This window comes from Humidisolicoccus flavus, assembly GCF_045689595.1.
Taxonomy (GTDB): domain Bacteria; phylum Actinomycetota; class Actinomycetes; order Actinomycetales; family Microbacteriaceae; genus Humidisolicoccus; species Humidisolicoccus flavus.
The window spans coordinates 1,117,327-1,142,000 of record NZ_CP142724.1; the positions used below are offsets into that span (position 1 = coordinate 1,117,327).

General features: G+C 65.4%; 22 protein-coding genes. 9 read left to right on the forward strand and 13 right to left on the reverse strand.

Annotated elements, in window-relative coordinates:
• Positions 1-69 precede the first annotated feature (69 nt).
• From U2H20_RS05320 to U2H20_RS05335, 4 genes are all read left to right on the forward strand, one after another.
• Positions 70-1,905 (forward strand): phosphoenolpyruvate carboxykinase (GTP), encoded by a 1,836-nt coding sequence (locus U2H20_RS05320; protein ID WP_430593452.1) that lies wholly within the window; start codon positions 70-72, stop codon positions 1,903-1,905.
• Between the two features lie 107 nt (positions 1,906-2,012).
• A complete protein-coding gene (locus U2H20_RS05325; protein WP_430593453.1) occupies positions 2,013-2,681 on the forward strand; it encodes an FMN-binding negative transcriptional regulator in 669 nt (222 codons plus the stop codon).
• 112 nt (positions 2,682-2,793) lie between these two features.
• A complete protein-coding gene (locus U2H20_RS05330; protein WP_430593454.1) occupies positions 2,794-4,875 on the forward strand; it encodes a TPM domain-containing protein in 2,082 nt (693 codons plus the stop codon).
• A 118-nt stretch (positions 4,876-4,993) separates the two neighbouring features.
• A complete protein-coding gene (locus U2H20_RS05335; protein WP_430593455.1) occupies positions 4,994-5,728 on the forward strand; it encodes a PspA/IM30 family protein in 735 nt (244 codons plus the stop codon).
• A 107-nt stretch (positions 5,729-5,835) separates the two neighbouring features.
• Here U2H20_RS05335 and U2H20_RS05340 read toward each other — a convergent pair whose 3' ends face one another.
• Positions 5,836-7,041: a glycosyltransferase gene (locus tag U2H20_RS05340; RefSeq protein ID WP_430593456.1), complete on the reverse strand. Its 1,206-nt coding sequence runs from the start codon at positions 7,039-7,041 to the stop codon at positions 5,836-5,838.
• Between the two features lie 87 nt (positions 7,042-7,128).
• Here U2H20_RS05340 and U2H20_RS05345 point away from each other — a divergent pair, with 87 nt between their 5' ends.
• The gene (locus U2H20_RS05345; RefSeq protein ID WP_430593457.1) at positions 7,129-7,557 is read left to right on the forward strand and encodes a hypothetical protein; all 429 of its coding nucleotides are present in this window, start codon (positions 7,129-7,131) and stop codon (positions 7,555-7,557) included.
• A gap of 6 nt (positions 7,558-7,563) precedes the next feature.
• On the opposite strand, the gene U2H20_RS05350 is transcribed toward U2H20_RS05345, so the two are convergent.
• The 10 genes from U2H20_RS05350 to U2H20_RS05395 all read right to left on the reverse strand — a co-directional run bounded on the left by U2H20_RS05350 (position 7,564) and on the right by U2H20_RS05395 (position 17,612).
• Positions 7,564-9,021 (reverse strand): amidase, encoded by a 1,458-nt coding sequence (locus U2H20_RS05350; RefSeq protein ID WP_430593458.1) that lies wholly within the window; start codon positions 9,019-9,021, stop codon positions 7,564-7,566.
• A 103-nt stretch (positions 9,022-9,124) separates the two neighbouring features.
• Positions 9,125-9,466, reverse strand: a complete 342-nt coding sequence (locus U2H20_RS05355; RefSeq protein ID WP_430593459.1) for a hypothetical protein — start codon at positions 9,464-9,466, stop codon at positions 9,125-9,127.
• A 51-nt stretch (positions 9,467-9,517) separates the two neighbouring features.
• On the reverse strand, positions 9,518-10,159 hold the full coding sequence (locus tag U2H20_RS05360) for an N-acetyltransferase family protein (protein WP_430593460.1): 642 nt from the start codon (positions 10,157-10,159) through the stop codon (positions 9,518-9,520).
• A 28-nt stretch (positions 10,160-10,187) separates the two neighbouring features.
• Positions 10,188-10,880: a uracil-DNA glycosylase gene (locus U2H20_RS05365; RefSeq protein WP_430593600.1), complete on the reverse strand. Its 693-nt coding sequence runs from the start codon at positions 10,878-10,880 to the stop codon at positions 10,188-10,190.
• Positions 10,881-10,910: 30 nt separating this feature from the next.
• Positions 10,911-11,633, reverse strand: coding sequence for a Type 1 glutamine amidotransferase-like domain-containing protein (locus U2H20_RS05370; RefSeq protein WP_430593461.1), 723 nt, complete (start codon positions 11,631-11,633; stop codon positions 10,911-10,913).
• Positions 11,630-12,934: an aspartate aminotransferase family protein gene (locus tag U2H20_RS05375; RefSeq protein ID WP_430593462.1), complete on the reverse strand. Its 1,305-nt coding sequence runs from the start codon at positions 12,932-12,934 to the stop codon at positions 11,630-11,632. Before U2H20_RS05375 ends, U2H20_RS05370 begins: the two co-directional genes overlap by 4 nt.
• Before the next feature lie 54 nt (positions 12,935-12,988).
• Positions 12,989-14,005 (reverse strand): TIGR03842 family LLM class F420-dependent oxidoreductase, encoded by a 1,017-nt coding sequence (locus U2H20_RS05380; RefSeq protein ID WP_430593463.1) that lies wholly within the window; start codon positions 14,003-14,005, stop codon positions 12,989-12,991.
• Between the two features lie 7 nt (positions 14,006-14,012).
• Positions 14,013-15,434 (reverse strand): dihydropyrimidinase, encoded by a 1,422-nt coding sequence (hydA, locus tag U2H20_RS05385; RefSeq protein WP_430593464.1) that lies wholly within the window; start codon positions 15,432-15,434, stop codon positions 14,013-14,015.
• Between the two features lie 8 nt (positions 15,435-15,442).
• Positions 15,443-16,291, reverse strand: coding sequence for a nitrilase-related carbon-nitrogen hydrolase (locus U2H20_RS05390; RefSeq protein WP_430593465.1), 849 nt, complete (start codon positions 16,289-16,291; stop codon positions 15,443-15,445).
• 145 nt (positions 16,292-16,436) lie between these two features.
• Positions 16,437-17,612 carry a class I SAM-dependent methyltransferase gene (locus tag U2H20_RS05395; protein ID WP_430593466.1) on the reverse strand — a complete coding sequence of 392 codons (1,176 nt, stop codon included), beginning with the start codon at positions 17,610-17,612 and terminating at the stop codon, positions 16,437-16,439.
• Positions 17,613-17,773: 161 nt separating this feature from the next.
• On the opposite strand from U2H20_RS05395, the gene U2H20_RS05400 reads away from it, so the two are divergent.
• Genes U2H20_RS05400 through U2H20_RS05415 form a run of 4 tightly spaced genes read left to right on the forward strand, consistent with a single transcriptional unit; the run spans position 17,774 to position 21,007 of the window.
• Positions 17,774-18,832: an ABC transporter substrate-binding protein gene (locus U2H20_RS05400; protein WP_430593467.1), complete on the forward strand. Its 1,059-nt coding sequence runs from the start codon at positions 17,774-17,776 to the stop codon at positions 18,830-18,832.
• Positions 18,833-18,849: 17 nt separating this feature from the next.
• Complete coding sequence (locus U2H20_RS05405) at positions 18,850-19,860, forward strand: putative F420-0 ABC transporter permease subunit (protein ID WP_430593601.1); 1,011 nt, start codon at positions 18,850-18,852, stop codon at positions 19,858-19,860.
• Positions 19,857-20,810, forward strand: coding sequence for an ABC transporter ATP-binding protein (locus U2H20_RS05410; protein WP_430593468.1), 954 nt, complete (start codon positions 19,857-19,859; stop codon positions 20,808-20,810). The genes U2H20_RS05405 and U2H20_RS05410 overlap by 4 nt, the downstream gene beginning before the upstream one ends.
• Positions 20,807-21,007, forward strand: coding sequence for a hypothetical protein (locus U2H20_RS05415; RefSeq protein ID WP_430593469.1), 201 nt, complete (start codon positions 20,807-20,809; stop codon positions 21,005-21,007). Before U2H20_RS05410 ends, U2H20_RS05415 begins: the two co-directional genes overlap by 4 nt.
• Here U2H20_RS05415 and U2H20_RS05420 read toward each other — a convergent pair.
• Together U2H20_RS05420 and U2H20_RS05425 are read right to left on the reverse strand one after the other, a co-directional pair.
• Positions 21,004-23,517, reverse strand: a complete 2,514-nt coding sequence (locus U2H20_RS05420; RefSeq protein WP_430593470.1) for a transglutaminase domain-containing protein — start codon at positions 23,515-23,517, stop codon at positions 21,004-21,006. The two genes, U2H20_RS05415 and U2H20_RS05420, sit on opposite strands and share 4 nt — an antisense overlap.
• Positions 23,514-24,653 (reverse strand): DUF58 domain-containing protein, encoded by a 1,140-nt coding sequence (locus U2H20_RS05425; RefSeq protein ID WP_430593471.1) that lies wholly within the window; start codon positions 24,651-24,653, stop codon positions 23,514-23,516. Before U2H20_RS05425 ends, U2H20_RS05420 begins: the two co-directional genes overlap by 4 nt.
• Positions 24,654-24,674 lie beyond the last annotated feature (21 nt).

A 24,674-nucleotide genomic window follows, 5' to 3' on the forward strand; every position in this document is an offset into this window, starting at 1 on the left:
TCAGAATACTCAAAAATCAAGATTCTTTCGCCATGAAATCGCGAACTACTGCCCGAAAACCCTCGCAGAATGAAAGACATGACACATCTTCCGCTCGCTCCCGAGAGTTCACAGGCCTCCGTTGAGGAATGGGTCGACGCCGTCGCCACCCTCACTGAACCAAGCACCATCGTCTGGTGCGATGGCAGCTCCGCCGAGTATGCAGCGGTGCTCAAGACTCTCGAAGCGAACGGCACCATCGTGCAGGTTCCCGCACGACCCGGGTCCTGGCTCGCCCGAAGCGACGAACGCGATGTCGCACGCGTCGAAGATCGCACCTTCATCTGCTCGCTCGATGCCGCCGACGCGGGGCCGACGAACAAGTGGCACGAGCCCGAAGCAATGCGCGCAGAGCTTGCGACAGTGTTCAAGGGCGCGATGCGGGGCCGCACCATGTACGTGATTCCCTTTTCGATGGGCCCGCTCGGCGGTCCGATCTCGAAGCTCGGCGTCGAGATCACCGACTCCCCCTACGTCGTTGCGAGCATGCATCTCATGACGCGTGTCTCCGGCGCCGTCCTCGAGGCGATCAGCGAGGGCGACGCTTGGGTGCCCGCGGTCCACTCCGTAGGCGCTCCCCTGCTCGATGGCGAGCACGATGTCGCCTGGCCCTGCAACGCCACCAAATACATCACGCACTTTCCTGAGACCCGGGAAATCTGGTCGTTCGGTTCGGCCTACGGCGGCAACGCGCTCCTTGCGAAGAAGTGCTTCGCGCTCCGCATTGCGAGCACGATGGCAAGGGAAGAAGGCTGGCTCGCCGAACACATGCTGATCCTGCGAATGACGCACGATGATGGGCGACGTCTGCACCTCGCCGCTGCATTCCCGAGCGCGTGCGGCAAAACCAATCTCGCGATGCTCGCCCCGACCATTCCGGGGTGGAAGGTCGAGACGATCGGTGATGACATCGCCTGGATGCAACCCGGGGCGGACGGAAAGCTCTACGCGATCAATCCCGAGAACGGCTTCTTCGGCGTCGCTCCCGGAACGAGCGCAGCCACCAACGCAACCGCGATGGCAATGCTCGAGCGAGACACCCTCTTCACGAATGTCGCGCTCGATGACGACGGTGACGTGTGGTGGGAGGGTATGACGAAGACGCCACCGAGCGGTCTCACCGACTGGCGTGGTGAACGCTGGTTGCCCGGAGCAGCCCCGGCCGCACACCCGAACGCACGCTTCACAGTCCGCGCCGAGCAGTGCCCCTCGATCTCCCCGGAATGGGATGCTCCCGAAGGAATCCCCATCGACGCGATCGTGTTCGGCGGGCGACGACCGACGCAAGTTCCCCTCGTGCTCGAAGCACGCGACTGGGAGCACGGCGTCTACGTCGGATCGACGATTTCGAGCCAGCAGACGGCTGCGGCCGAAGGCCCCGTCGGCGAGATCCGACGCGACCCCTTCGCGATGCTGCCGTTCTGCGGATACAACATGGCCGACTACTTCGGCCACTGGTTGAAGATGGGGCAGCGACTCGGTCGGCACGCGCCCAAGATCTTCAGCGTGAACTGGTTCCGTCGCGACGATGACGGTGGATTCCTGTGGCCAGGGTTCGGCGAGAACGCTCGGGTCCTCGAATGGATCGCCGCCCGCGTCCACGGGACCGGATTCGGTGTCGAGAGTCCGCTCGGCATTCTGCCGGCGCACGGTTCGATCAACACCGATGACCTGGACATCAGTGAGGCCACCATGCGCGAATTGTTCGCGATCGACGAAGACGCATGGCTTGCAGAATGCGATGACATCGCGAGCTTCTACGAGCGGTTCGGCGATCGACTTCCCGAGGGACTGCACCGACAGCTCAGCCACACGCGCTGGCGCCTCGAGCAGATGCTGCACGAGCAGGAGCGCAAGATCGCCTAGCCCCTCCGGACCTGCGCTTCCAGGCCCGCGCCCTCCCACCTTCCTTCCCTTGCGGTGGCGAGGGCGTGGCCCTGGAACAGACCCATTCGCGATGAGAGACTGATCGCATGCAGCCAGCCCGCTTGTACGCTCGCGACTCCTTCCTCTTTGCGCGTGAGCTCGTCACCGCCCACCCGTGGTCGACGCTCGTGAGCGTTCGGGACGGCGAACAGATCGCGAGCCACACCCCGCTGCTCGTGGAGGCCGCGAGCGAGCAGTCGCTCGTGCTCGTCACGCACCTCGGGCTCGCCGATGCACGACTGCACGGCTTCCACGAAGAAGGCCCTCACTCGACACTCGCGGTGGTCCAGGGCGTGCACGGCTACATCTCTCCGTCGTGGTACCTCGGCCGAGACGCGGGCACCGTTCCCACCTGGAATTTCGAGGCCGCGCACCTCACCTGTTCGGTCACCGCCCTCAGCGCGGAGGAGAACCTCGAGGTGCTCCGAGGCCTCGTCGCGCATTTCGAAGCGCCGCTCGAAGACGGTGTCGAACTCGATACGAGCGAAGCCACGACGATCGGACTGGCCCGAGGAACCCTCGGCTTGCGCCTGCACGTGCAGCGCGTGACCGGCAAGGCGAAGTTCAGTCAGAACAAGTCGGAGGAAACCAGAGCGAACGTGATCGCGCAGTTGCGGGGCGATGGCCCCTACGGCGATCCGCTGCTTGCCGAGCGCATGACGCTCGAATCGGATGGCCGGGCAGCAGCGTCCGCATCCGGTGACCTGGTTCGCTGAGAGCGTCGTGAGAGAAGCCGCAGAGCGTCCGCAATTCCAGGAAGTTGCCGAGGTTCGACGGCTAGACTCACCGCGAGATTCAGAGTTGCACGTGAAAGGGATTCCCTCGCAAATGAAGAAGCCACTGTCCTTCTTAGGCCTCGCCGTATTCGCAGGCCTGATGACCACTGGTGGCGCGCTCCCTGCCGAGCAGCCCGTCGATACCGGCGGCGATGTCTTCGTCGACGAGAGCGGCACGCTCTCGTCCGAATCCGCGGCGATCACCGACGAGCTCAACGAGCTCAACAACGGCAGCGACGCGAAAGTCATCGCGGTCGTCGTCAACAGCTTCGACGGCATGACCCCAGAAGACTGGACCCGCGAAACCGCGATCTCCTCCGACCTCGCAGAAGACGAACTGCTGCTCGGTATCGCGCTCGAAGGCCAGCAGTTCGGCTATTCGATCGCCAACGACTACCCGCGCACCGACCAGGAGATCGACAACGCGTTCTTCTCGACCCTGAAGCCGCGCGTCGACGCCGGGCAAACGGGTGACGGCATTCTGGCCTTCGCCCGGGAAATCACCAACGGCGCGAACGGCGCCGGCACTGGCGGCGGCAGCTCGGAACCCATGAACCTCGCACCCGTCGGGATCGGGATCGGTGCTGTTGCGCTCGGCGGTGGCGGAATCGCAGCAGCCATCGCGATCTCCCGCAGCCGCAAAAAGAAGAAGAACGAACAGGCCGCGGCAGCGAAGACCGCCGAATCGATCGAACAGCTCCGCACCCGCGCGGGCACCATGCTCGTGCGCCTCGACGACGCGGTCACCGAGAGCGACCAGGAACTCCAGTTCGCGCAGGCACAGTTCGGAGAAGAAGTCACCGCCGGATTCCGAGACGCGCTCGAACGAGCACGGCTCGGGCTTCGGGAGGCGTTCACGATCCAGCAGCAGCTCGAAGACGCCTTCCCCGAAGATGCGGCAACCCAGCACCAGATGGCATCGAGAATCATCGAGATCTCCGAATCCGCGGGCAATGATCTCGCCGCGCAGGGTGACGCCTTCGACGAACTCCGCAACCTCGAATCGAACGCCGCCGGTGCGATCGAGACCGTGAAGACCGAGCGGCTCACGCTCGGCGAACGCGCCTCGGCAGCGGCCCTCACGCTCGACCGACTCGACGATGAATACTCCGGCGCCGCGATCGAGCCTGTGGCTGCGAACGTCGCGCAAGCGCACAAACTCCTCGGGCTCATCGACAAGGCCGTCACGGGAGGCGAGAAAGCCGTGCAGGCGGGTAACGCCTCAGCTGCCGCGGTCGCCGTTCGTGCCGCCGAGGTCAGCGTCGGCCAGGCGAAGGCGCTGCTCGATGGCGTCGAGAAGGCAAGCGTCGACCTTCCCGCAGCGGGCAAGGAACTCCAGCAGCTCGTGATCGACATGACCGCGAACATCGCTGCAGCACAGGCACTCCCCCGCACGGATGCAAACCTGCAGCCGATCATCGAGCTCGCGCAGTCGGCGATTCGCGAGGCCGGCGAACGCCCGGTCGACACGGTCACCGTGCTTGCAAAACTGCAGCGAGCACAGGACGCGCTGACGGAAGCGACCCGAGGCGTCGTCTCGATGGTGCAGTCCCGTGAGCAGGCAGCTCGCGACGCCGATCACTGGATCGCAGCGGCGCGCTCACGTATCGATTACGCCGAGAACTACATCACCACTCGACGAGCCGGAATCGGCCAAGACGCTCGTGGGCGGCTCAGCGCCGCGCAGGTCGACATGGCTGCAGCGCTGCGCGCACGTGAGAGCGACGCGGTGGCCTCGGCGACCTCTGCGCGGCGAGCGCATGACCTCGCCGCGGAGGCCTACCGGCTTGCATCGAGCGACGTCAACCGCAGCTCCGACTGGGACGACAACTCCTCCGGGCGCTCCTACTCGCAGCGCCGCGGTGGCGACATGCTGACCGGTGGTCTGATCGGCGCGATCCTCGGAGAAGCGCTCTCTGACAACCGCAGGTCCAACAACTCCTGGTGGGACCACGACGACGATGACGACGAGGGCGGCGGCTTCCTCGGCGGTCTCTTCGGCGGCGGCGGTGGCGGATTCGGCGGCGGCGGATTCTCTGGAGGCGGCGGCTCCTTCGGCGGAGGCTTCCGTGGCGGCGGCGGCAGCTTCGGCGGCGGCGGTGGATTCTCCGGAGGCGGGAGCCGCGGCCGCTAGCACGAACTCGTGCAGCGCAGGCCAGCAGCCGGGCACGTTCCTCGTCCTCGGCGCACCTCATCCACAAGCAAACGACACAACACACCCAGTACCGTTCAACCTACGGAAGGAACACTCCATGAAGCAGTCAATCTTTGGTCGCATCGCCCAGCTCGCGAAGGCGAACATCAACTCGCTCCTCGATCAGGCTGAAGACCCGCAGAAGATGATCGACCAGCTCGTGCGCGACTACACCGCGAGCATCTCGGAGGCTGAAGCCGCCATCGCTCAGACGATCGGGAACCTTCGCATGCTCGAAGACGACCACCGCGAAGACCAGCAGGCCGCATCCGACTGGGGCCGCAAGGCTCTTGCTGCAAGCCAGAAGGCAGACGAACTGCGTGCAGCCGGAAGCCCCGATGCTGCGAAGTTCGACAACCTCGCGAAGGTCGCAATCGGCAAGCAGATGTCTGCGGAGAACGAGGTCCGCCAGGCTGCCCCGACGATCGCCTCGCAGACCGAGGTCGTCGACCGCCTGAAGCAGGGACTCGACGTCATGCGTCAGAAGCTCGACCAGCTGAAGTCGAAGCGCTCCGAGCTCATCGCACGCGCGAAGACCGCAGAAGCGCAGTCGAAGGTCCACGACGCCGTGAAGTCGATCGACATCATGGACCCGACCAGTGAACTCGGTCGTTTCGAGGAGAAGATCCGTCGCGAAGAAGCGAAGGTTCGTGGACAGCAGGAACTCGCTGCTTCGTCGCTCGACGCACAGTTCGAAGCGCTCGAAGCAACCGACGAGGCCATCGAGATCGAAGCTCGCCTCGCCGCGTTGAAGCACGGCGGCTCGCAGCAGCAGCGCGCGCTCGAAGACTAGAGTTCAACACCTCGCCGAGTGCAGGAGCACTCGCCGCGGTGGCACTCGCCGTCATTTCGAAAGGCCCCGAGATTCGTCTCGGGGCCTTTCCTGATGATCGGGGCCGATTATGGTCGACTCTCGATCATGCGCTCATACACGCCTTCGAGCGTCTCTGCGGATTTCGCCCAGGTGCGCTCACTCGCGAATTCCCTTGCAGCAGCTCCCATCCGGTGCAAGCGCGGTGCGTCATCGAGGAGTTCGCGTACCGCTTCGGCCCAACGCTGCGGGTCGCGACCGTCGATGAGGAGCCCGCTCGACCCGTGCGCAACCGAGTCCCGGAGCCCACCGGTGTTCTGCGCGATCACCGGGGTGCCCGCTGCCGCCGATTCGAGCGCGACCAGGCCGAAGGTTTCGCTGTGACTGGGAATAATCGTTGCACTCGCTGCGGCCAGGAACGCAGCCAAGCGTTCGCGCCCGAGGCTGCCAACGAAACGCACGCGATCGGCAACGCCGAGTTCGCTCGCGAGGACCTCGAGATCCTCTGCCCAGGCGAGTTCATCGGGAGTCGCCTCGCCGACGATGGCGAGCACCACGCCAGGCAAGTACGGCAGCATTCGGATCGCATGATCCTGGCCTTTGAGCGGTTGGATCCGACCGACCGTGATGACGAGTTCGTCGAAGACTCCGAGCCCGAGGCTCGCTCGAACCGAGGTCTGACTGGAGAGCGAACCGATTCGGAAGAGCTCCGTATCGACTGCCGGCGGCACCAGCCACACCGACTCCGGCTGCGCACCGAGCGCGTCGATCAAGGTGTTCGTCTCTGCCGAGGAGACGGCCACGACGGCATCGGCCTCGTACGCGAGATAGCGCTCCGTCAGCATTCTGCGATTCGGCTCTTGCACGCTCGCTTCGAAGTCGGACATCTTCATCGCCTCGAGCGTGTGGAACGTCTGCGCGATCGGAATTCCGAGCGCGAGCGAGACGGGCAGTGCGGCAAGTCCGCTCAACCAGTAGTGCGTGTGCAACACGTCGTACGACTCGCTCGCCACACTCGCAACCCGCTGGATCTCGTCGCCGAACTCTTCGCTGAGGTTCGCGAGGTCGTGCTTGCGGACGATCCCTCGACCGGCTTCGAGCGCGAAGAGCGTCACGCCGGGGGCGAGAGAACGGGTGGAGGGTGCCGCTGGGGCGCGAGTGAAGATATCGATCTGGTGTCCGCGTTCAGCGAGGGCGCGCGCAGTTTCGAGGACATAGACGTTGAGGCCTCCCGCGTCGCCTTTCCCGGGACGGTCCGCGGGTGAAGTGTGCATCGAAACCATTGCAACTCGCATGCTCCAACCGTATTGCTCAGGCTTCTGGCTCGCACGGGTCGCGCTTGATTTCCCTCTGGACGGGTGCAGCGGCACTACAGTTCGACTATGACGCTTCGCAGCATCGAGATCGCCCGCGCCATCGGCCGAGGGGCACATCGAGCGATGCGCTTCGGGCGAGCGGTCGTGACTGCACCGCCGATTGCCCGACCGGGCTACTGGATCGCAACCGGGGGTGCGCTCGCCTGGGCGACCGCGCTGGGTGGCTCGGTCGAACGCCTCGGCTCACTCCGAGTCGCGACGGGCCTTCCGCAGTGGGCGTTCGGTCGCGGAGGCACCTGCGTTGGCGGGGTCTACCTCACCGACAGCAACGTCACTGACGATGTGCTCGCGCATGAGGCGGTGCATCAGGAGCAGTGGCGCACCTACGGGCTCGCCTTCATTCCGCTCTACTTTGCCGCGGGTCAAGACGCGACGAAGAACCGTTTCGAGATCGAGGCTGGCCTGGAACGCGGCGGATACCGCCGAGCCCGATAGCCCGAGTTACTCCCCCGCGAATCGTTTGAGTCCGCGCAGCCGCCAGGGAATTCGTCGTTCGAGTTGCGCGGCGATGGAGAGCAGGACGGCCTCGGTGCCGGGCTTTCCGATCAACTGCACCCCCATCGGCACGCCCTCCTCTGTTTCGAACACCGGCAGAGCGATTGCCGGGAGGCCAGCGACGTTCACCCAGGAGGTGTACGGCAGGTACGTGCACTGCTGCTCGAAATTCACGAGCGCGTCCTCGACATTCCACCAATCGTGCGCACGCGGCGTGAGGGCATGAATCGGCGTCAGGATCGCATCGAGGCCGCCGAAGGCCGCGATCACCTGCTGCTCAAAGCCCGCCAGCGCGCTGAGTGATCGAGCGAGATCGAGTGCGGTGCGCTCCTTGCCGAGCGCCGTCATGTGCTGCGTCAGCGGTTCGAGGAGTGCGAGCTGCTCCGGTGACTGCGCGATCCCCGCGGCACCGACCTGCCACACGGTCTTGAAGGCATCGCCGAACTCCGGATTCTCTGGGAGCGAGAAGTCGACGACCTCATGCCCGACCTCACCGAGTGTTCGCTCAGCGACCGCGAGCGCGGTGAGCGCCGCTTCGCTGTCGGAGATATCGAACTGCAGTTTCCAGGGCGAATCGAGCGTCATTCCAATGCGATAGCGGCCCTCGCCGCGGATCGCGGGGGCCAGCAGCGAACCGTCGTCGTGCTCTGGCGCACGAAGCGTGAAGCGGTGCTGCGTCACACCGTTGGTGCGGGCGATCATCGCGTCGAGCAGGAGCGCGGCATCTGCGACCGTCCGGGCGAGGGGGCCCGCGACGGGCAGTCCTGCAAGTGATCCGACGCCCGAACCAGATGGCACGCGGCCTCGGCTCGGCTTCAGACCGACCAGTCCACAGCATCCAGCGGGGATCCGGATCGAGCCACCACCATCGCTGCCGGGCGCGAAGGGCAAAAGCCCTGCCGCGACCGCTGCCGCTGCCCCGCCGCTCGAACCGCCCGCGCCGAGCTCTGGGAATCCGGGGATCGAGGTCGGTCCGTACAGCAGAGAATCGGTGTACCCATGCAGGCCGAACTCGGGGCTTCGCGTGCGGCCGATGCTCACGCCACCGGCGGCATCGAGCGTGGCAGCAAGGGGATCGCTCGCCTCCGGCACGTATTCTGCGAAGGCTCGGCTCCCGAAGGTCGAGCGCACCCCCGCTCGTGCGGTCAAGTCTTTGTCGGCGAAGGGCAGCCCGAACACGAGTCCGGTGCGATCGGTACTCGAATCGAGCGCATCCGCGCGTTCGAGAGCGAGCTCCGGGGTGAGCCGCGCGAAGGCTCCAGTCTCGTCGCCGTGGGCTTCGCTGCGGCGGAGGTAGTGCTCGGTGAGTTCGCGAACGCTGACGGCTCGCGAGCGAATCAACTGCCACTGTTCGAGGGCGCTGTATTCGTGGAGCGGTGATGAGACTTCGATCTGCGAATGCACGCTCTTCAGCCTAACGACCTCGTCGAGAGCGATCAGCGACGCCCCCAGCGATGCGAACCGTGACCCATGAGGCGATGCGTCCCGCGACCCAAGAGCGATGCGTTCAGCGATGTGAAGAGAAACGGCGGCGCTGACGGAGTCGTTCGGTGCGCTCGCGCATCTCGTCTCGGGTGGCATAGTTCGTGAGGTCACGGAAGGGGTCGCGACCGAAAGTACGCACGGGCTCGGCGAGGATCGCTTCGGCTGCACGTTCGATCGCCCAGAACTCGCCGAGCGAAGGCCCTTGCCCCGGATTCAGGTGCCGGAGCCGAGCTTCGAAGCGTTCGCCGTCTTTCGCCTGGACTCGAGTGATGAACCCTCTGGTCACGCCATCTTGCGCAACCATCACGAGCCCATCACCGAGTTCAGTGAACTCGGGCGTTGATGCCGATGGAGCGCCGCTCATGGCTTCAGTGTCGCACCGGCCACCGACACGGAACAGTGCGGAGATCGTCGCTCAGGATGATGCCCGGCGTTCCTCGCGCGCTGCTCGCTTCGCGAGTTTTGCGCGTTCCTTCGGACTCTCGAGCGACTTCTGCATCATCACGATCCCGAGCCAACGACCGAACTTGAATCCGACCCTGCCCATCCGCCCCGCCTCGACGAAGCCGAATCGTTCGTGCAGACGAATCGAGCCTTCGGTCTGCTGATCGGCGATTACCGCCACGATCTCTCGAATTCCCGCCTCCTGGCATCGCTCGATGAGCAGTGCGAGCAGCGCCCCACCCAGCCCGCGACCTACGGCAGTGGGGCCGAGGTAAATCGAATCCTCAACCGTGTGGCGGTAGGCGCTGCGTTGTTTCCAGGGCTGCACGAAGGCGAAGCCGAGAATGGTGCCGGTCGCGCTCTCCGCGACCAGAAACGGCATCCCCAGCTTCGTGACTCGCACGAAGGTCGCACGCCACTGCGCGATCGTCTTCGGGCGCTCGTCAAAACTCACCGTCGAATTCAAGACGTAGTGCTTGTAGATGTCGCGTACCTGCGCGAGATCTGCGTCGGTGGCATCGCGCAGGGTGAAGGAGAAATCGGGTTCTCGGAAGGGAGCCGCTTGCAGTTCGCGCGGGAGTCGTCGGCGCTGTTCGTATTCTTCGGGGAGCACGGTTTATATTCGCATGCGCTTGTTACGGTCAGTGGTCGATTCGACACCAATTAATGGGTGTCGCACCCTGATCGTTCAGGAGGGCGTTGACGCGGCTGAAGGGTTTCGAGCCGAAGAATCCGCGCCTGGCCGACAAGGGGCTCGGATGCGCGCTCTCGATTCGAGGAGTAGCGCCGAGGAGCGGAGCGATCCGCCGAGCGTCGTTCCCCCAGAGCACTGCCACGAGCGGCCCGCCTCGCGCGATGAGCGCCTCGATGGCGAACTGCGTGATGCGCTCCCAGCCGCGGCCGCGGTGTGAGCCAGCTTCGCCCTCCCGCACGCTCAGCACCCGGTTCAGCAGCAGGACTCCCTGTGCGCTCCACTGCGAAAGATCGCCATGAGCCGGCGCCGCGCAGCCGAGATCATCGAGCAATTCGGTGTCGATGTTGCGCAGGCTTCGAGGCAGTGGCCGAACACCCGCGTTCACGGAGAACGCAAGCCCCATTGCATGGCCCCGAGTCGGGTACGGGTCCTGCCCGAGGACGAGCACACGAACCTCGGCCAAGGGTGCACGGAAGGCTCGGAAGCGCTCCGTCTCCGGCGGAAACACGCTGAGGCCCGAAGCCGTTTCCTCCCGTAGCTGCTCATTGAGTTCGAGGATCTCGGCAGCGACGGGTGAGAGCGCGAGCGCCCAGTCGTCGGCGAAGCCGAGCGTGCGCAACTGCTCGTGCGGAGCGTTCATGGTCACGAGCACACCGGAGTGCTCGCTCGCCTAGTTGTCTGCGGCGAGGATGCCGACATTGACGCCGCCCTCGGCACCACGAGCCACCGACCACACGTTGCCTGCGCCGACGACGTGCAGTGCACCAGGCCGAACGATCAGCACGGTGTGCTCGTCGACCGCGACACCGCGCTCGACGATGCCAGCATCGACCGCCGCAACCGTGCGAGAGAGCGTGCCCCACTGTGCAGCGTGCGCATCAACGGTCAGGTCGATGAGTCCGAGTCCGGCCTCGACCGAGACCTCCTCGAGGTCTTCACCGTTGGAGTCGGCCGTCACCGCGACGCCACCGATCGTGAAGCCACCCAGCAACGCGACTTCGCCGGCGATCATCGCACCGGCCGAGTACCCGCAGTAGGGCACGCCGCTGCTCACGAGGCTGCGAATTGCATCGGCCGCGGGCATGATCGCGCGGTGGTAGCCGGGGGTGAGCCCGCCGCCGACGAAGATGCCGTGGAAGCCTTCGAGCTGCGCACCATCGAGCGTTGCATCGCCAATGAGCGGAATGAGCGTGCTCTCGAATTCGCCCATTCTGCGCATGAGCGTCTCATAGCGGGACGACGAGAGCGCGAGATCACCGTCGGCCGGGATCCAGAAGACCACGGCGATCTTCGGTGTTCCTTCGGCGCGCGCGGACGCTTCCTTGATGAACGATGAAAACTCTGGGGCCGCGCCGGTCTCCGACCATCCGCCGCCTGATAAATGCACACTCATGAGAGCACCTCCTCCAAGGATTCATCGTAGATGCTCAGGGCGGTCCGGGCCTCATCGGGCGAGACCGTGCAGGGCGGAACGACATGGATTCGATTGTCAGCGACGAAGGGCAGGAGCCCGCGAGACAACATCGCCGACTTCACCGCCGCGGTTGCTTCAGCGGGCAATGGCTCGCGGGTCTCGCGATCCGCGACGAGTTCCAGCGCCCAGAACACGCCGGTGCCACGCACCTCGCCGATCGCCGGGTGCCGTTCTGCGAGCGCCGTGAGCCCGGGGGCGAGGACCTCACGGCCGATGCTCCTGGCGTTCTCGATGATGGCCTCGTCCTCAATCGCCGTGATGGAGGCGACGGCACTCGCGCAGGCCAGCGGATGCCCCGAGTACGTGAGCCCACCCGGAAAGACCCGCTCCGTGAAGGTCTCGTGGACCTCCTCGCTGATCACGACCCCGCCGAGCGGCACGTAGCCGGAGTTCACGCCCTTCGCGAAGGTGATGAGGTCTGGCTGCACCTCGTGCGCTTGGTGGGCGAACCATTCGCCTGCGCGGCCGAACCCGGCCATGACCTCGTCGATGATGAGGAGGATCCCGTGCTGCGCCGCAAGCGTTTTGACCCCTGCCAGGTAGCCGGGCGGCGGCACGATGACGCCCGCTGTTCCCGGAATCGCTTCGACCAGGATCGCGGCGATCGATTCCGGACCCTCCGACTCGATGACGCGACGCAGATGGTGCAGCGCGCGCTCGCACTCCTGCTCGGGGGTCTCCGCCCAGAATTCACTGCGGTAGAGGTACGGTCCGAAGAAGTGCGCGTGACCGCGTGCGAATTGATTCGGCACCCGCCGCCAGTCACCGGTTGCGACGATCGCAGCGCCGGTGTTGCCGTGATAGCTCCGATAGTGGCTCAGGACGGTGTCCCTGCCGGTGTGCAGCCTGGCAAGACGAATCGCGTTCTCGATCGCGTCAGCGCCGCCGTTCGTGAAGAAGACGCTGCGGTAATCGCCTGCCTTCTCGAGGATCTTCTGTGCGGCGACCCCACGGACATCGTTCGCCGTCGACGGGGCGACGGTCGTGAGAATGTCTGCCTGTCGTTTGATGGCCTCGATGACTTTCGGATGCTGATGCCCGATGTTCGTGTTCACCAGTTGCGACGAGAAGTCGAGCCATTCGCGTCCTGCGTGGTCCCAGACGCGAGTGCCCTGGCCACCAGCAATGACGAAGGGGGTCGCTGCGCCCTGTTTCGACCAGGAGTGGAACACCAGCTCGTCGAGACCGCGAACTGCGTCGTTGGTGAACGCCTCAGGCATTGGGCGGCTCCTTCTCTCTGTGTGCCCCGGCTCCATTGCGCGAGGTCGCTTCCATCATGACGTAGCGCGCACCGCATCCCGCAGTGTTGGGATGATCTGCTCGCCGTACACGCGCAGCGTCTCTTCCTTTTCGGTGTGCATGACGTAGGCGGCGAACTGGTCGACGCCGAGCTCTCGCAGTCGCGTCAACTTCTCGAGGTGATCATCGACCGTGCCGAGGACGCAGAAGCGGTCGACGATCTCGTCCGGGACGAAGCCGACGTGATCGTTGTCGCTCTTGCCGTGCGAGTTGTAGTCGTAGCCCTCTCGCCCCGCGATGTACTCGGTGAGCGCCGCGGGCACTGCGCCAGAACTGCCATATCTCGCGACGAGATCTGCAACGTGATTGCCGACCATCCCGCCGAACCATCGGCTTTGCTCGCGCTGCTCCTGCAGATCATCGCCGATGAAGGCGGGCGCTGCGACACAGATCTTGACGCTCATCGGGTCGCGGCCGGCGTTGTCGGCCGCATCGCGCACGGCGCCGATCATCCACTTCGTGAGGTCGAGGTCAGCCAGTTGCAGGATGAATCCATCGCCGACCTCGCCCGTCAGTTGCAGCGCACGAGGTCCGTAGGCAGCGACCCAGACGTCGAGCGCGGAGCCCTGCGACCAAGGGAACTGCAGCGTCGTGCCGTTGTGCTCGACCGACCGCGAATTCCCGAGCTCCCGAATCAGGTGAATCGCCTCGCGGAGGGTTTTCAAGGTGGTCGGCGCACCGTTCGTGACACGTACCGCGCTGTCGCCGCGGCCGATTCCGCAGATGGTCCGGTTGCCGTACATCTCATTGAGCGTCGCGAACACGCTGGCGGTGAGCGTCCAATCGCGAGTCGCCGGGTTCGTGACGAAGGGACCGACCTTCACCTTCCGGGTGCGCTCGAGAATCTGCGAATGGATGACATACGGCTCTTGCCACAGCAGGTGCGAGTCGAAGGTCCACACGGTGGAGAAGCCGTACTGCTCTGCCAGTTGGGCGAGGTGCACGACGCGGCTCGACGGCGGATTCGTTTGAAAGACCGCTCCGAATTCCATTGGTCTCCTACATCAGATATTGATTGAGGCCACGAGGAACGTAGCGGCCATCGCCCGCTCTGCCCAGATACTGGTCGTTCGCGACCACGACCTTGCCGCGCGACATAACGGTGTCGACCTTCCCGTCGATCTCGAAGCCCTCCCAGGCCGAGTAGTCCATGTTCATGTGGTGCGTTTTTTCGAGCCCGATCGAGGTGTGGCCCGCCGGATCGTAGACGACGATGTCCGCGTCGGCGCCGGGTTGCAGCACGCCCTTCTTCCCGTACATCCCGAACATCCGGGCGGGCGTGGTCGCCGTGATCTCGACCCAGCGCTCCAAGGAAATACGGCCATCGACGACACCCTGATAGAGCAGATCCATGCGGTGCTCGACCGAGCCGATCCCGTTCGGGATCTTCGAGAAATCGCCGATCCCCATGTCTTTCTGCCCCTTCATACAGAACGGGCAGTGATCGGTGGAGACCATCTGAATATCGTTCGTGCGGAGCGCCTGCCACATGTGATCCTGGTGATGTTCGTGCTTCGAGCGAAGCGGTGTCGAGCACACCCATTTCGCTCCCTCGAAGCCTGGCGCACCCAGTTGATCTTCGAGCGAGAGATAGAGGTACTGCGGGCAGGTCTCCCCGAAGACGTTCTGCCCGGCATCTCGTGCCTGCGCGATCTGAGCGACCGCCTGCTTGGCGCTGACATGCACGACATAGAGCGGCGCGCCCGTGATGTTCGCGAGCATGATCGCGCGATGCGTCGCTTCTTCCTCGGCCTGCCAGGGCCGAGTCGTGCCGTGGAAGTACGGGTTCGTGTTGCCTGCGGCGAGCGCCTGCTGCACGAGCACATCGATCACAGCACCGTTCTCCGCGTGCATCATGATCGTCGTCCCCTGCTCGGCAGCCTTCTGCATTGCTCGCAGGATCTGACCGTCGTCCGAGAGGAACACGTCCTTGTAGGCCATGAAGAGCTTGAAACTCGTCACGCCCTCCTTCACCAGTTCGTCCATCGCGGTGAGCGAGGAATCCTGCACGTCAGAGAGGATCTGGTGGAATCCGTAATCGATGGCGCAATTGCTCGCGGCCTTCTCTTGCCAGGCCGCGTATCGATCGAGCACGTTCTCCCCGGCGTACTGCACGACGAAGTCGACGATCGTCGTGGTGCCGCCGTGGGCGGCCGCGCGCGTTCCCGTTTCGAAGGTGTCGCTCGCGGATGTGCCGCCGAAGGGCATCTCCATGTGCGTGTGCGCGTCGATGCCGCCGGGAATCACGTATTTTCCGCTCGCATCGATCACCTGGTCGACGCTTGCCGCGAGATCGTGACCGAGCAGGACGGAGCCGGGGTGCAGCACCGCAGCAATCGTCTCGCCGTCGACCAGCAGGTCGGCTTTGGTGCGACCGGTCGAGGAGACCACCGTGCCGCCGCTGATGAGTGTCGTCGCCATGTCGCCCCCTACGCCTCGGTGATGGTGCCGTAGGTGTCCGGGCGGCGATCTCGATAGAACTGCCAGTCGTCGCGCATCTCCCGCACCAGGGAGAGGTCGAGGTCGCGCACGAGCAGTTCCGTTGCTGAATCCGAGCCGAGCTCTCCGACGTAGTTGCCACGCGGATCGACGACTTGGCTTCGACCGTAGAAGTTCACCGCCTCCTCGCCGTACTCGTTGTCTTCGAGCCCGACGCGATTGGGGGCGAGGACGAAGTAACCGTTCGCGACGGCCGCTGCGGGCTGCTCGATCTCCCAGAGACGGTTCGAGAGACCGGGCTTGGTCGCATTCGGGTTGAAGACCATGTCCGCGCCGTTCAGACCGAGCGCACGCCAGCCCTCCGGGAAGTGCCGGTCGTAACAGATGTAGGTGCCCACCTTGCCGACGGCGGTCTCGAAGACCGGATAGCCGAGATTGCCAGGGCGGAAGTAGAACTTCTCCCAGAATTTCTCAACGTGAGGGAGGTGGTTCTTCCGGTACTTCCCGAGCACTGTCCCGTCGGCGTCGACGACGACCGCGGTGTTGTAATAGATGCCCGTTTGCGCTTCCTCGTAGATCGGCAAGACCATCACCATGCCGAGTTCCTGCGCGAGCGAGGCGAACCGCTGCACGATCGGCCCCTCGGCGGATTCGGCGTATCGGTAGTACTTCTTGTCCTGCGTGATCCCGAAGTACGGGCCGTAGAAGAGCTCTTGGAAGCACATGACCTGCGAGCCTTGCGCTGCGGCGTCACGCGCGAACTGCTCGTGCAGGTCGAGCATGGAGGCTTTGCCGCCGGTCCAGGTTGTTTGGCTGATCGCTGCTTTCACGATTGACACGTTTCCTCCTCGAACGATGCTGCGTCGATTTGGCCGAAGCCGTTCGATCAGTCAACACTGTTTCGGCATCGTGGAGGTCGTGAGCGAGCGATCTTTCGAGAATCGTGACGATCAGGAAACACGATCGCCGAAGCGGACCCTGTGGTTAGTCCCCGGAGAGTTCGAGGGGCCGCGTGGATCGCGCAACCGTGAACTTCTCGTTCCGGTCGATGATTTTCGTAGGCCCGACCAACTCGCGAAGCGCCGCCGGGTGACCGAGATGCGAATTGAAGACCGTCCAGAGCTGCCCGCCCGGCCGCAGCACCCGCGCCGCGGCTTCGAACAGTCCGTGGGCGACATCCTCGTGGACGGCGGCCCCGGAATGGAACGGGGGGTTGCAGACGATGAGGTCGGCAGAAGCATCAGGCTGCGATTCGAGGCCGTTGTCACGCACGACCGTGATGCGCTCGGCGAGTTCATTCGCGCGAACGGTCTCGATCGCCGATGCAACCGCTGCAGCGGATTGATCACTCGCGATGATCGTGAGCTCCGGGCGAGCCTTCGCGAGCGCGACGGCAAGGACGCCCGTGCCGCATCCGAGATCGATCGCGGTGCGTCCGTCCTCGGGCAGGCGGTCGAACTGTTCGAGCAGGAACCGCGTGCCGATGTCGATTCCCGTGCCGGCAAACGCACCGCCGTGGGCGACGACGGTGATTCCGAGATCCTCATGGAACGCACGCTTTGGAAGGTTCGTCTCGGTGCTCAGCGACTTCGGGCCCGAGGCCACGAGCGCTCGCGACTTCTGAGCGGCCCGCGTCGCCGTGACCGTCGAGAAGGAGCGTTCGAGCACCTCGTTCATGGAGCGGCTCATGTGCTTGAGGCGACCGCCAGCAATGACGACGACGTCCGGGTGTGCGTGGCGCGCAATGAGTGCTGCGATCGAGTCGAGTTCCGCGAGCGACCGCGGGAGTTGCAGCAGCACAAACCTCGCCCCTTCGAGCAGCGCAGCACCGAGTGCATGGTTCTCGAAGCTGCCAGGGCTGCGCACTGCCCGAGCATTCGCCGCGAGCGCCTGCTCACCGGTCCGGGAGTCTTGCGAGACGCGCACATGCGTGAGCCCTCGCTCCTGCATCGAAGCGGCAGCGGGGGCACCGAGCGTCAGCGCACCGTAGCGGTCGCCGATCACGACGACTGCCCGGTCGTCCAGCCGCAGTGAATCATCCGCCAGCAGCCGCTCGCTCAGCGTGTCGAGGATCAATCGGTCGCTCGCGTCGAAGGCGAAAAGGTTCGGCGCTTCGACATCTGGGTATCGGCGGAGGGATTCGAAGTCGAAGTCAGGCACGGTCTTAGTGTGGCAGCACTCGCGAGCTCCCGGTCGCGCGAGCGGTCCGTCATGATCGATTGCCGAGCGCCACCGCGTTCGACATAGAATTGCACTGCGCCGGGCACCAATTCCGCGCGCGACAACGTTCACTGTCCTGCTTTGTCGTGCCTGGAGTCCGATTGCCTGCTCTGCTTTCCCCCATCGTTTCCACCCGCCCGTCGTCGTCGATGCCTCGGCGTCGCTCGCTCACCGGGCTCGCCCTGCTCGCGGGTTTGAGCCTTGCGCTCACCGCGTGTTCCAGCCCCGCCTCGGACGACACGCCCGCTGCGACTTCGAGCGCGACGCAGAGCGAAACCGCCGCGAGCGGGCTGCTCGAGAACTGCGGCTTCAGTGTTGCCAGCGGCGACGCTCCAGAGCGCGTCGTCACGATCAAGTCGAGCACGACCGAGGCGCTCATCGCGCTCGGCCTCGGTGATCGGATCGTCGGAGTCGCCTTCCAAGACGGTCCCGTTCCCGAATCGCTCGGCACGATTCCAGAACTCAATGTCATCGACCCGAAGATGCCCGGTGCAGAAGCAGTGCTCGGGCTCGAACCCGACTTCATCTTCGCGGGCTGGGAGTCCGCCTTCGCCGCCGACGCAATCGGCACCCGGCAGGAGCTGGCCGACCTCGGCGTCCGAAGCTACGTCTGGCCCGCAGCGTGCATGACCGAGGGCTCGGTGCCGGAATCGGTGAGCTTCGATGACATCGGTGCGGCCATTACCGAGGTCGCAGAACTCTTCGACGTCGATGCGGCGTCGGTGCTCGCCGATCAAGCAGCAGCGCTCGACTCGGTGACGGTCAATGACGACGGCCTCAGCGCACTCTGGTGGTCGTCAGGCACGGACACGCCCTATGTCGGTGCCGGCGGAGGCGCCCCCGAGCTCATGATGGAAACGGTCGGGCTGAGGAACATCGCGAGCGAGCTGCCCGGCGGCTGGTCGCCCTACGGCTGGGAGAGCGTGATCGCCGCGAATCCTGACGTACTCGTCCTGGTCGACAGCGACTGGAACTCGGCGGCGAACAAGATCGCCTATCTCACCGCCGATCCCGTGCTCTCACAGCTCGAGGCCGTCAAGGCCGGAAAATTCCTGATCGTGCCCTTTGCCGCGAGCGAAGCCGGGGTGCGGACCGCGTCCGCGACCGCGACCATGTCTGAAGACCTCGCGGAGCTCGTCGCACTCGCAGACGAGTCGTAGGCACGGTCTCAGCCGTGATGCGCCGCCGAATTCTGCTGCTCTCCGTGAGCGCCGCGATCGCGCTGCCCGTGCTCGCGGTCTTCGCAGTGGGCTTCGGTGGCGCGCCGATCGCATTCGCGGATGTCTGGGGCACGATCCTCGCTCACTTCGGGCTCGGCACTCCCCCGCTCGAACCGATCAACGACGCCCTCGTGTGGGAGCGCCGGGTGCCGAGGGTCATCACCGCAATCGCGGTCGGCGCCGGGCTCGCGCTGTGCGGCGCGGTCATGCAATCGGTCACCCGGAATCCGCTCGCCGACCCCTATCTGCTCGGGCTGTCCTCCGGCGCCGCCCTCGGCGCGGTGAGCGTGGTCCTGCTCGGCATCGCACTCGCGCTCCCCGTCGCCGCCTTCGCCGGTGCGCTCCTCGCCCTGTTCCTGACGCTCGGGCTCGCTCGCTCGGTCGGAAGGATCACGCCCGCGACGACCGTGCTCGCCGGGATCGCGGTTTCGGCATTGGCGAGTGCGCTCACGAGCCTCGTGCTGTTCTGGACCGTCACCGGAGACAGCTACCGCGAGATCATCGGATGGCTGCTGGGCACGCTGGCCGGGGCACGATGGGAGGCGGTTGCGCTCTCCTGGGCGGCTGTGGCCGTTGTGGGGATTCCGCTCATGCTCTCGGCAAAGACCCTCGACGCCTTCGCCTTCGGGGAGACGCACGCGGCGAGCCTCGGCATCCACGTTCCACGATCTCGCGCGCTCCTGCTGACCGCGACCGCGCTGCTCACCGGCGTGCTCGTGAGCATTGCCGGCTCGATCGGATTCGTGGGACTTGTTGTCCCGCACGCGGTTCGACTCCTCGTGGGCCCCGGCCATCGTGCGCTCCTCCCGCTCTCCGCAGCGCTCGGAGGCGGCGTGCTCCTGCTCGCAGACACGCTCGCTCGGACCGCCTTCGAACCTCGGGAGCTCCCGGTCGGCGTCATCACCGCGCTCATCGGCGCACCGATCTTCGCGTTCCTCCTCATCCAGAGCAGGAGGGCGCAGTCATGACTGCACAGTCAGGAGCCGCTTCGCGAGGCTCCGGCCTCGAAGCACACGAGCTCACCGTCTCGCTGGGAGGCACCGAGATCGTGCACGCGGCCTCGCTGCAGGCGATCGCAGGCAAGGTCACCGCGCTCATCGGACCGAACGGCAGCGGAAAATCGACCCTCCTGCGGGCGATTGCGGGACTCGTCCCCGCGCAAGGCTCGATTTCGCTCGATGGCGCACCGCTCACCGGTTTGCGCCGTACTGAACGTGCCAGGCGCATCGCCTTCGTCGAACAGCAATCGCACACCGAGCTCGACCTGTTCGCGCGCGAGGTCGTCGCGCTCGGACGAACACCGCACCAGGGGATGTTCGGTGGCGCGAGCCGCGAGGATGAGGCGATGATTGCCCGATCGCTCGAACGCACCGGTGCGGAGGCCTTCGCGGATCGAAAATTCCAGACGCTCTCGGGCGGAGAACGACAGCGCGTCCTCCTTGCCGCGGCACTCGCCCAGGACCCTCGCGTGCTCATCCTCGACGAGCCGACGAACCATCTCGATATCGCCGCTCAGCTCGACACCATGACGCTGCTCGCCTCGCTCGCGCGCGACGGAGTGGCGGTGATCGCTGCGCTCCACGATCTCTCGCTGGCAGGCGGCGCGGATCACCTCGTCATCCTCCGGGACGGTGCCGTTGCCGCGAGCGGCCCACCGGCAACGGTGCTCACCGCATCGACCATCGGTTCCGTCTACGGCGTCAGCGCGCTGGTCGTCAACAATCCGCTCACCGGCACGCCGACGGTGTTGACGGCACCAGCCGACATGGGTCCCCCGTTGGAGGAACAGGGAGGGGCAGCAGCGCCGAAGGACGAGTTCGCTCCGCCCGCGGCACCGTCGGAAGCGCGTACTGCAGCGAGGGCCGACGAGTGCACGGGCGAGCGTACTGACACGCGTGCTGGCACACTGGAACCATGACGACGCCAACGCCATCGCCCAGCGAGATCATTGCGCCACCCGCCGATGACATTCTGTTCAGCGGCGTCCTCGCGTTGCTCTTTCTCACGCTGATCGCAACGCTCGTCGTCACGGTCGTTATCGTCGCCCTTCGCCGCAGAAGCGAGCGTAAGGCGAGCGCCAGACGAATCACGACACCACCGTCGACCCGAAATTAGCGCTCGTCCGAGCCCTCGTTCGCCCTGAAGTTCGTGTCCTCGCCCGAGTGCTCGTTCGCTCGGGTCTCCTGGATCCCGGCGTCGCGCGCTCCCCTGGGTTTCCCGGCACCGCGATGTTCGGAAAGGTGAGCGAGCGAGAGCGGAACCACAACGGCGAGCGCGCGACGGAATCCCGAGTGTGCACTCGCGAGCGCCGCGCGCACCCGGTTGACCTCGATACGACGTTCCTCCTGCTGGAGGAACTCCGAACCGGCCGCGGAGGCAGGCATGAGCGGATCGAACATCGCTGACTCGGCCGCCGCGCGCACTGCGGCCAGGTCGGATTCAGCAGCGGCGCGTTTTGCCGCAGGCAGGTCTTGGGTCCGCTTCGACCTCATTGCGGCCGCCAACACGGACTCACGCTCGCGCATCGTCTCGGACGGCTCGATTCGAACGCCGAGGTCACGCGCGCTCGCTTCGAGTTCGACCCACGCACCAATGGCGCCCTGGCTGAGCCACCGCCGCCGAAGGAGCACTCGGACGATCGCCGGTAGCGCCAACACGATGAGCACCAAGACATACGGGAGCGCAGTGAGCAGCGCCGCCGAGACAGCGGCCCAAATGGCTGCGAAGGACGGCTCTGTGGGCTCAGGGGCGCCAGTCTCTCCGGGCGCAGCGCTCGGCGCCGGGGTCTCCGGTGCGCTCGCGCTCGGTGTCGGCGTCGGGGTCGGCGTCGGGGTCGGCGTCGCGGTCTCGGATTCCGGCGGAGCAACGCTCACCTGGTTGCTGTTCTGCATCCCAGGGGTGGTCTCGAACGGCACCCAGCCGTAGCCGTCCACATAGATCTCGGCCCACGCATGCATGTCGTCGGTCGTGACGACGTGACTTCCGAAACCGCTATCGTCAGCGGTCCCCGGCATGAATCCGACGACAACCCGGGCCGGGAGGCCCTGCGTACGCGCCATGATCGCCATCGCCGAGGCGAAGTGCACGCAGTAGCCCGACTGTTCGCGCAGGAACGCTTCGAGCGCAGGCCACTGCTCGGTTTCGTCGAAGGGCACTTCGGTCGAATAGTTCCAGCCCGAGAAGGAATCCTGCAGGACCTTCGCCGTATCGAGGCCAGGCTGGATCTCGCGATTCTGCTCCTCCGCTGCCGCATCGATGACCGCTTGCGCCTCAACTGCAAACCCCTGCGCCGCCTCCGGGACTTCGAGATACATCGGGTCTGGCGCTTCGACCGCGGCATCGATCGGGATCGTGCCCGTGAGCTGGCCTCCGAATCCGATGACGGTTTTTCCACCGCTCTCACCGTCCGCGAGGGAAAGCGCTTCATTCATGGGGTTCCAGAGAAATGACTCGCCAGTGATCTCTCCGCTCGAAGCGTCGAATCCGGTCGCGCTCTGCAATCGCGGCGCGACCGGCAATTGCTCGCTCACGAAGTTGGAGTACTGCACCACAAAGGTCCCGCTGGGGCTATCCGACGGCACCGCGAACTCAATCGCAGGGTCGTCGGCATCACTGAGACTGATGAAACCGTCCTCGCTGGCAAGCGGGAGCGCTGTCAGTTGCATTGCGATGCCCGAGCCATCAGCGCTCTGATAGCGGAAGAGCTCGACCGGGTCCGGCCTGCGGAGATCACGCCCGAGATCGAGATCCGTGGAGAGTTGCGGAACACCCGTGTTGAACGAGGTGTCCCCTCCCCCGATCGACCAAGAGAAATCAGGAAGCGTCACGGTGTTCGGATTCGGCAACTGCGGCGGCACGAACAACGAGAGCACGAGCGCGAGCGCAGCAATGGCGGCCGCGGGCGCGAGCTTCAATCTGCCCGGCCTCGCCACGGACGCCCAGAGGATCGTCAGATACGCCAGCAATGGGAGCAGGATCGTCACGGGTTCGACCGGGAGTCCGTACGCCAAGGGCACGGCAACGGGGCTGAGGATCACAACGAATGAGAACGCCGGGATGTGCAATGAGACGACGAGGAGATCGATCAGCCAGGTCATGATGCCGAGAATCGCGACCACGGCGAGCCAACCCTCGTTGCTCAAGGAGAAAGGAGGGAACTGGTACGCGATCTCTGTGATGCCTACTCCGACGGAGAAGAACAGACCCTCGATCCGATCGAGCACGGTGCCCGGGGCGATCACGCCCGTGAACCCCTCGTCAGTCGGGTGCATCAGGAGCAGAAGTCCGATGAGCGTGGCGCCCGCGCTCAAGCTCGCAACCCAGCTCGGCGCGACGAGCCGCACGAGCCAGGACACCGCGACGATACCGAGACTCAGCAGCAGGGCGGGCAGCACGTAGGTGGAGAGCGCGTCCGCGAAGAGACCACCGACGATCGTTGCGGCGAGCGGGGATGCCACCGCGATCGGAAGTCGGACGAGCGGCTTCGACCGCTGAAGCCGAGACTGATCGCTCGTTGCAAGACGAACCTGATAGCCCGGTGGACGCCAGCGGGGCTTTTTCACACTGCGTGCGCCGCGCGTCGCATCGCTGTTCGTCGCACGTCCAGGAGATACCGGCCCGCTCATTGCAGGGCCTCGAACCCTCGAGGCTCCGCTCGCGGCGGGGCTGCCACATGCAGGGTGTGGATTTCTGGCGCGAGCTCGGGCATGCTCGCGCCCGTGCCGACCACCACGGAACCGGGCGCGAGCGACGAAAGCTTCTCAGTGACGGCGGCCGAGAACTGGTCGCCGACGATCAGTTGACGACGGTACGAGGGCAATGCGACGCTGCTCGTCGTGTGCTCCAGCGCGGCATCTGCGAGGGCGCGGTGCAATTCGAACTCCTGCGCTTTCTGGAACACCCGCGACGCCGCAGGGTCTCCGCTCTCGTGCAGCGTCACCGAGAGCCCGCGTGCAAAGAACTGCCGCGCGAAGGTCGAGACCACCCGCACCGCTTGATCGAAATGCTCGCTCGTGCCGTCGGCCGCGACGTCCGAATATCCGCTCGCGATCGTGTCGAGCAGAATGTGCGCGCTCGGCGTGCTCGGCGGCTCGATCGTTCGTACCTTGAGCGCGTCGACCTTTGCGCTCTGACGCCAGTGAATTCGACGGATCGGGTCACCGGGCTGGTAGTCCCGGACACGGGCATCGAGTTCGTCGCCCTCACCGAATTGCCGTGCGACAACCGTCGCCTCCGCACCGGCAACGCGCGCGAGTTCCGTGTCGAGGTCGAGCGGTCGAGGGCCGACGACGAGCTCGACGCGCGAGGGGAACTCGTAGTGACGAGTGGTGATGCCGAGAGAGTCAGGATCGAGCGCGCGCAAGGGGCCTGCGTTCCAGATGCCCCGGCGAAGCGGTTCGGTTCGGTTCTCGTCGACGAGAAACGCACCATTGCGGTGGAAGAGCCGAGGTTGGCGATCGAGCGACGACCAGTCGGCGCCCTCACTCCACACCGCCGCGTCGAGCGCGGTCGTGCGCACTCGAAACTGCAACTGCACAGGATCGCCCTCGAACAGGAGGCCGGAGGGCTCGGTCGAGATGGCGACGCTCGCCTTCGGTCGCTCGAAGGCACTCCACAGGATGCTGATGGCAACGACTGCGGCAGCACAGATCGAGAGGGTGAGCAGGAAAGGCTGCCGCAGTGCGTACGCTGCGATCGCTGCGCCGATGACGACGATGAGGAGAAAAACCCCACGGGCCGTCAGCGCAAACGAGCGAAGCATCCGGGTTCACCTGCCATCCGC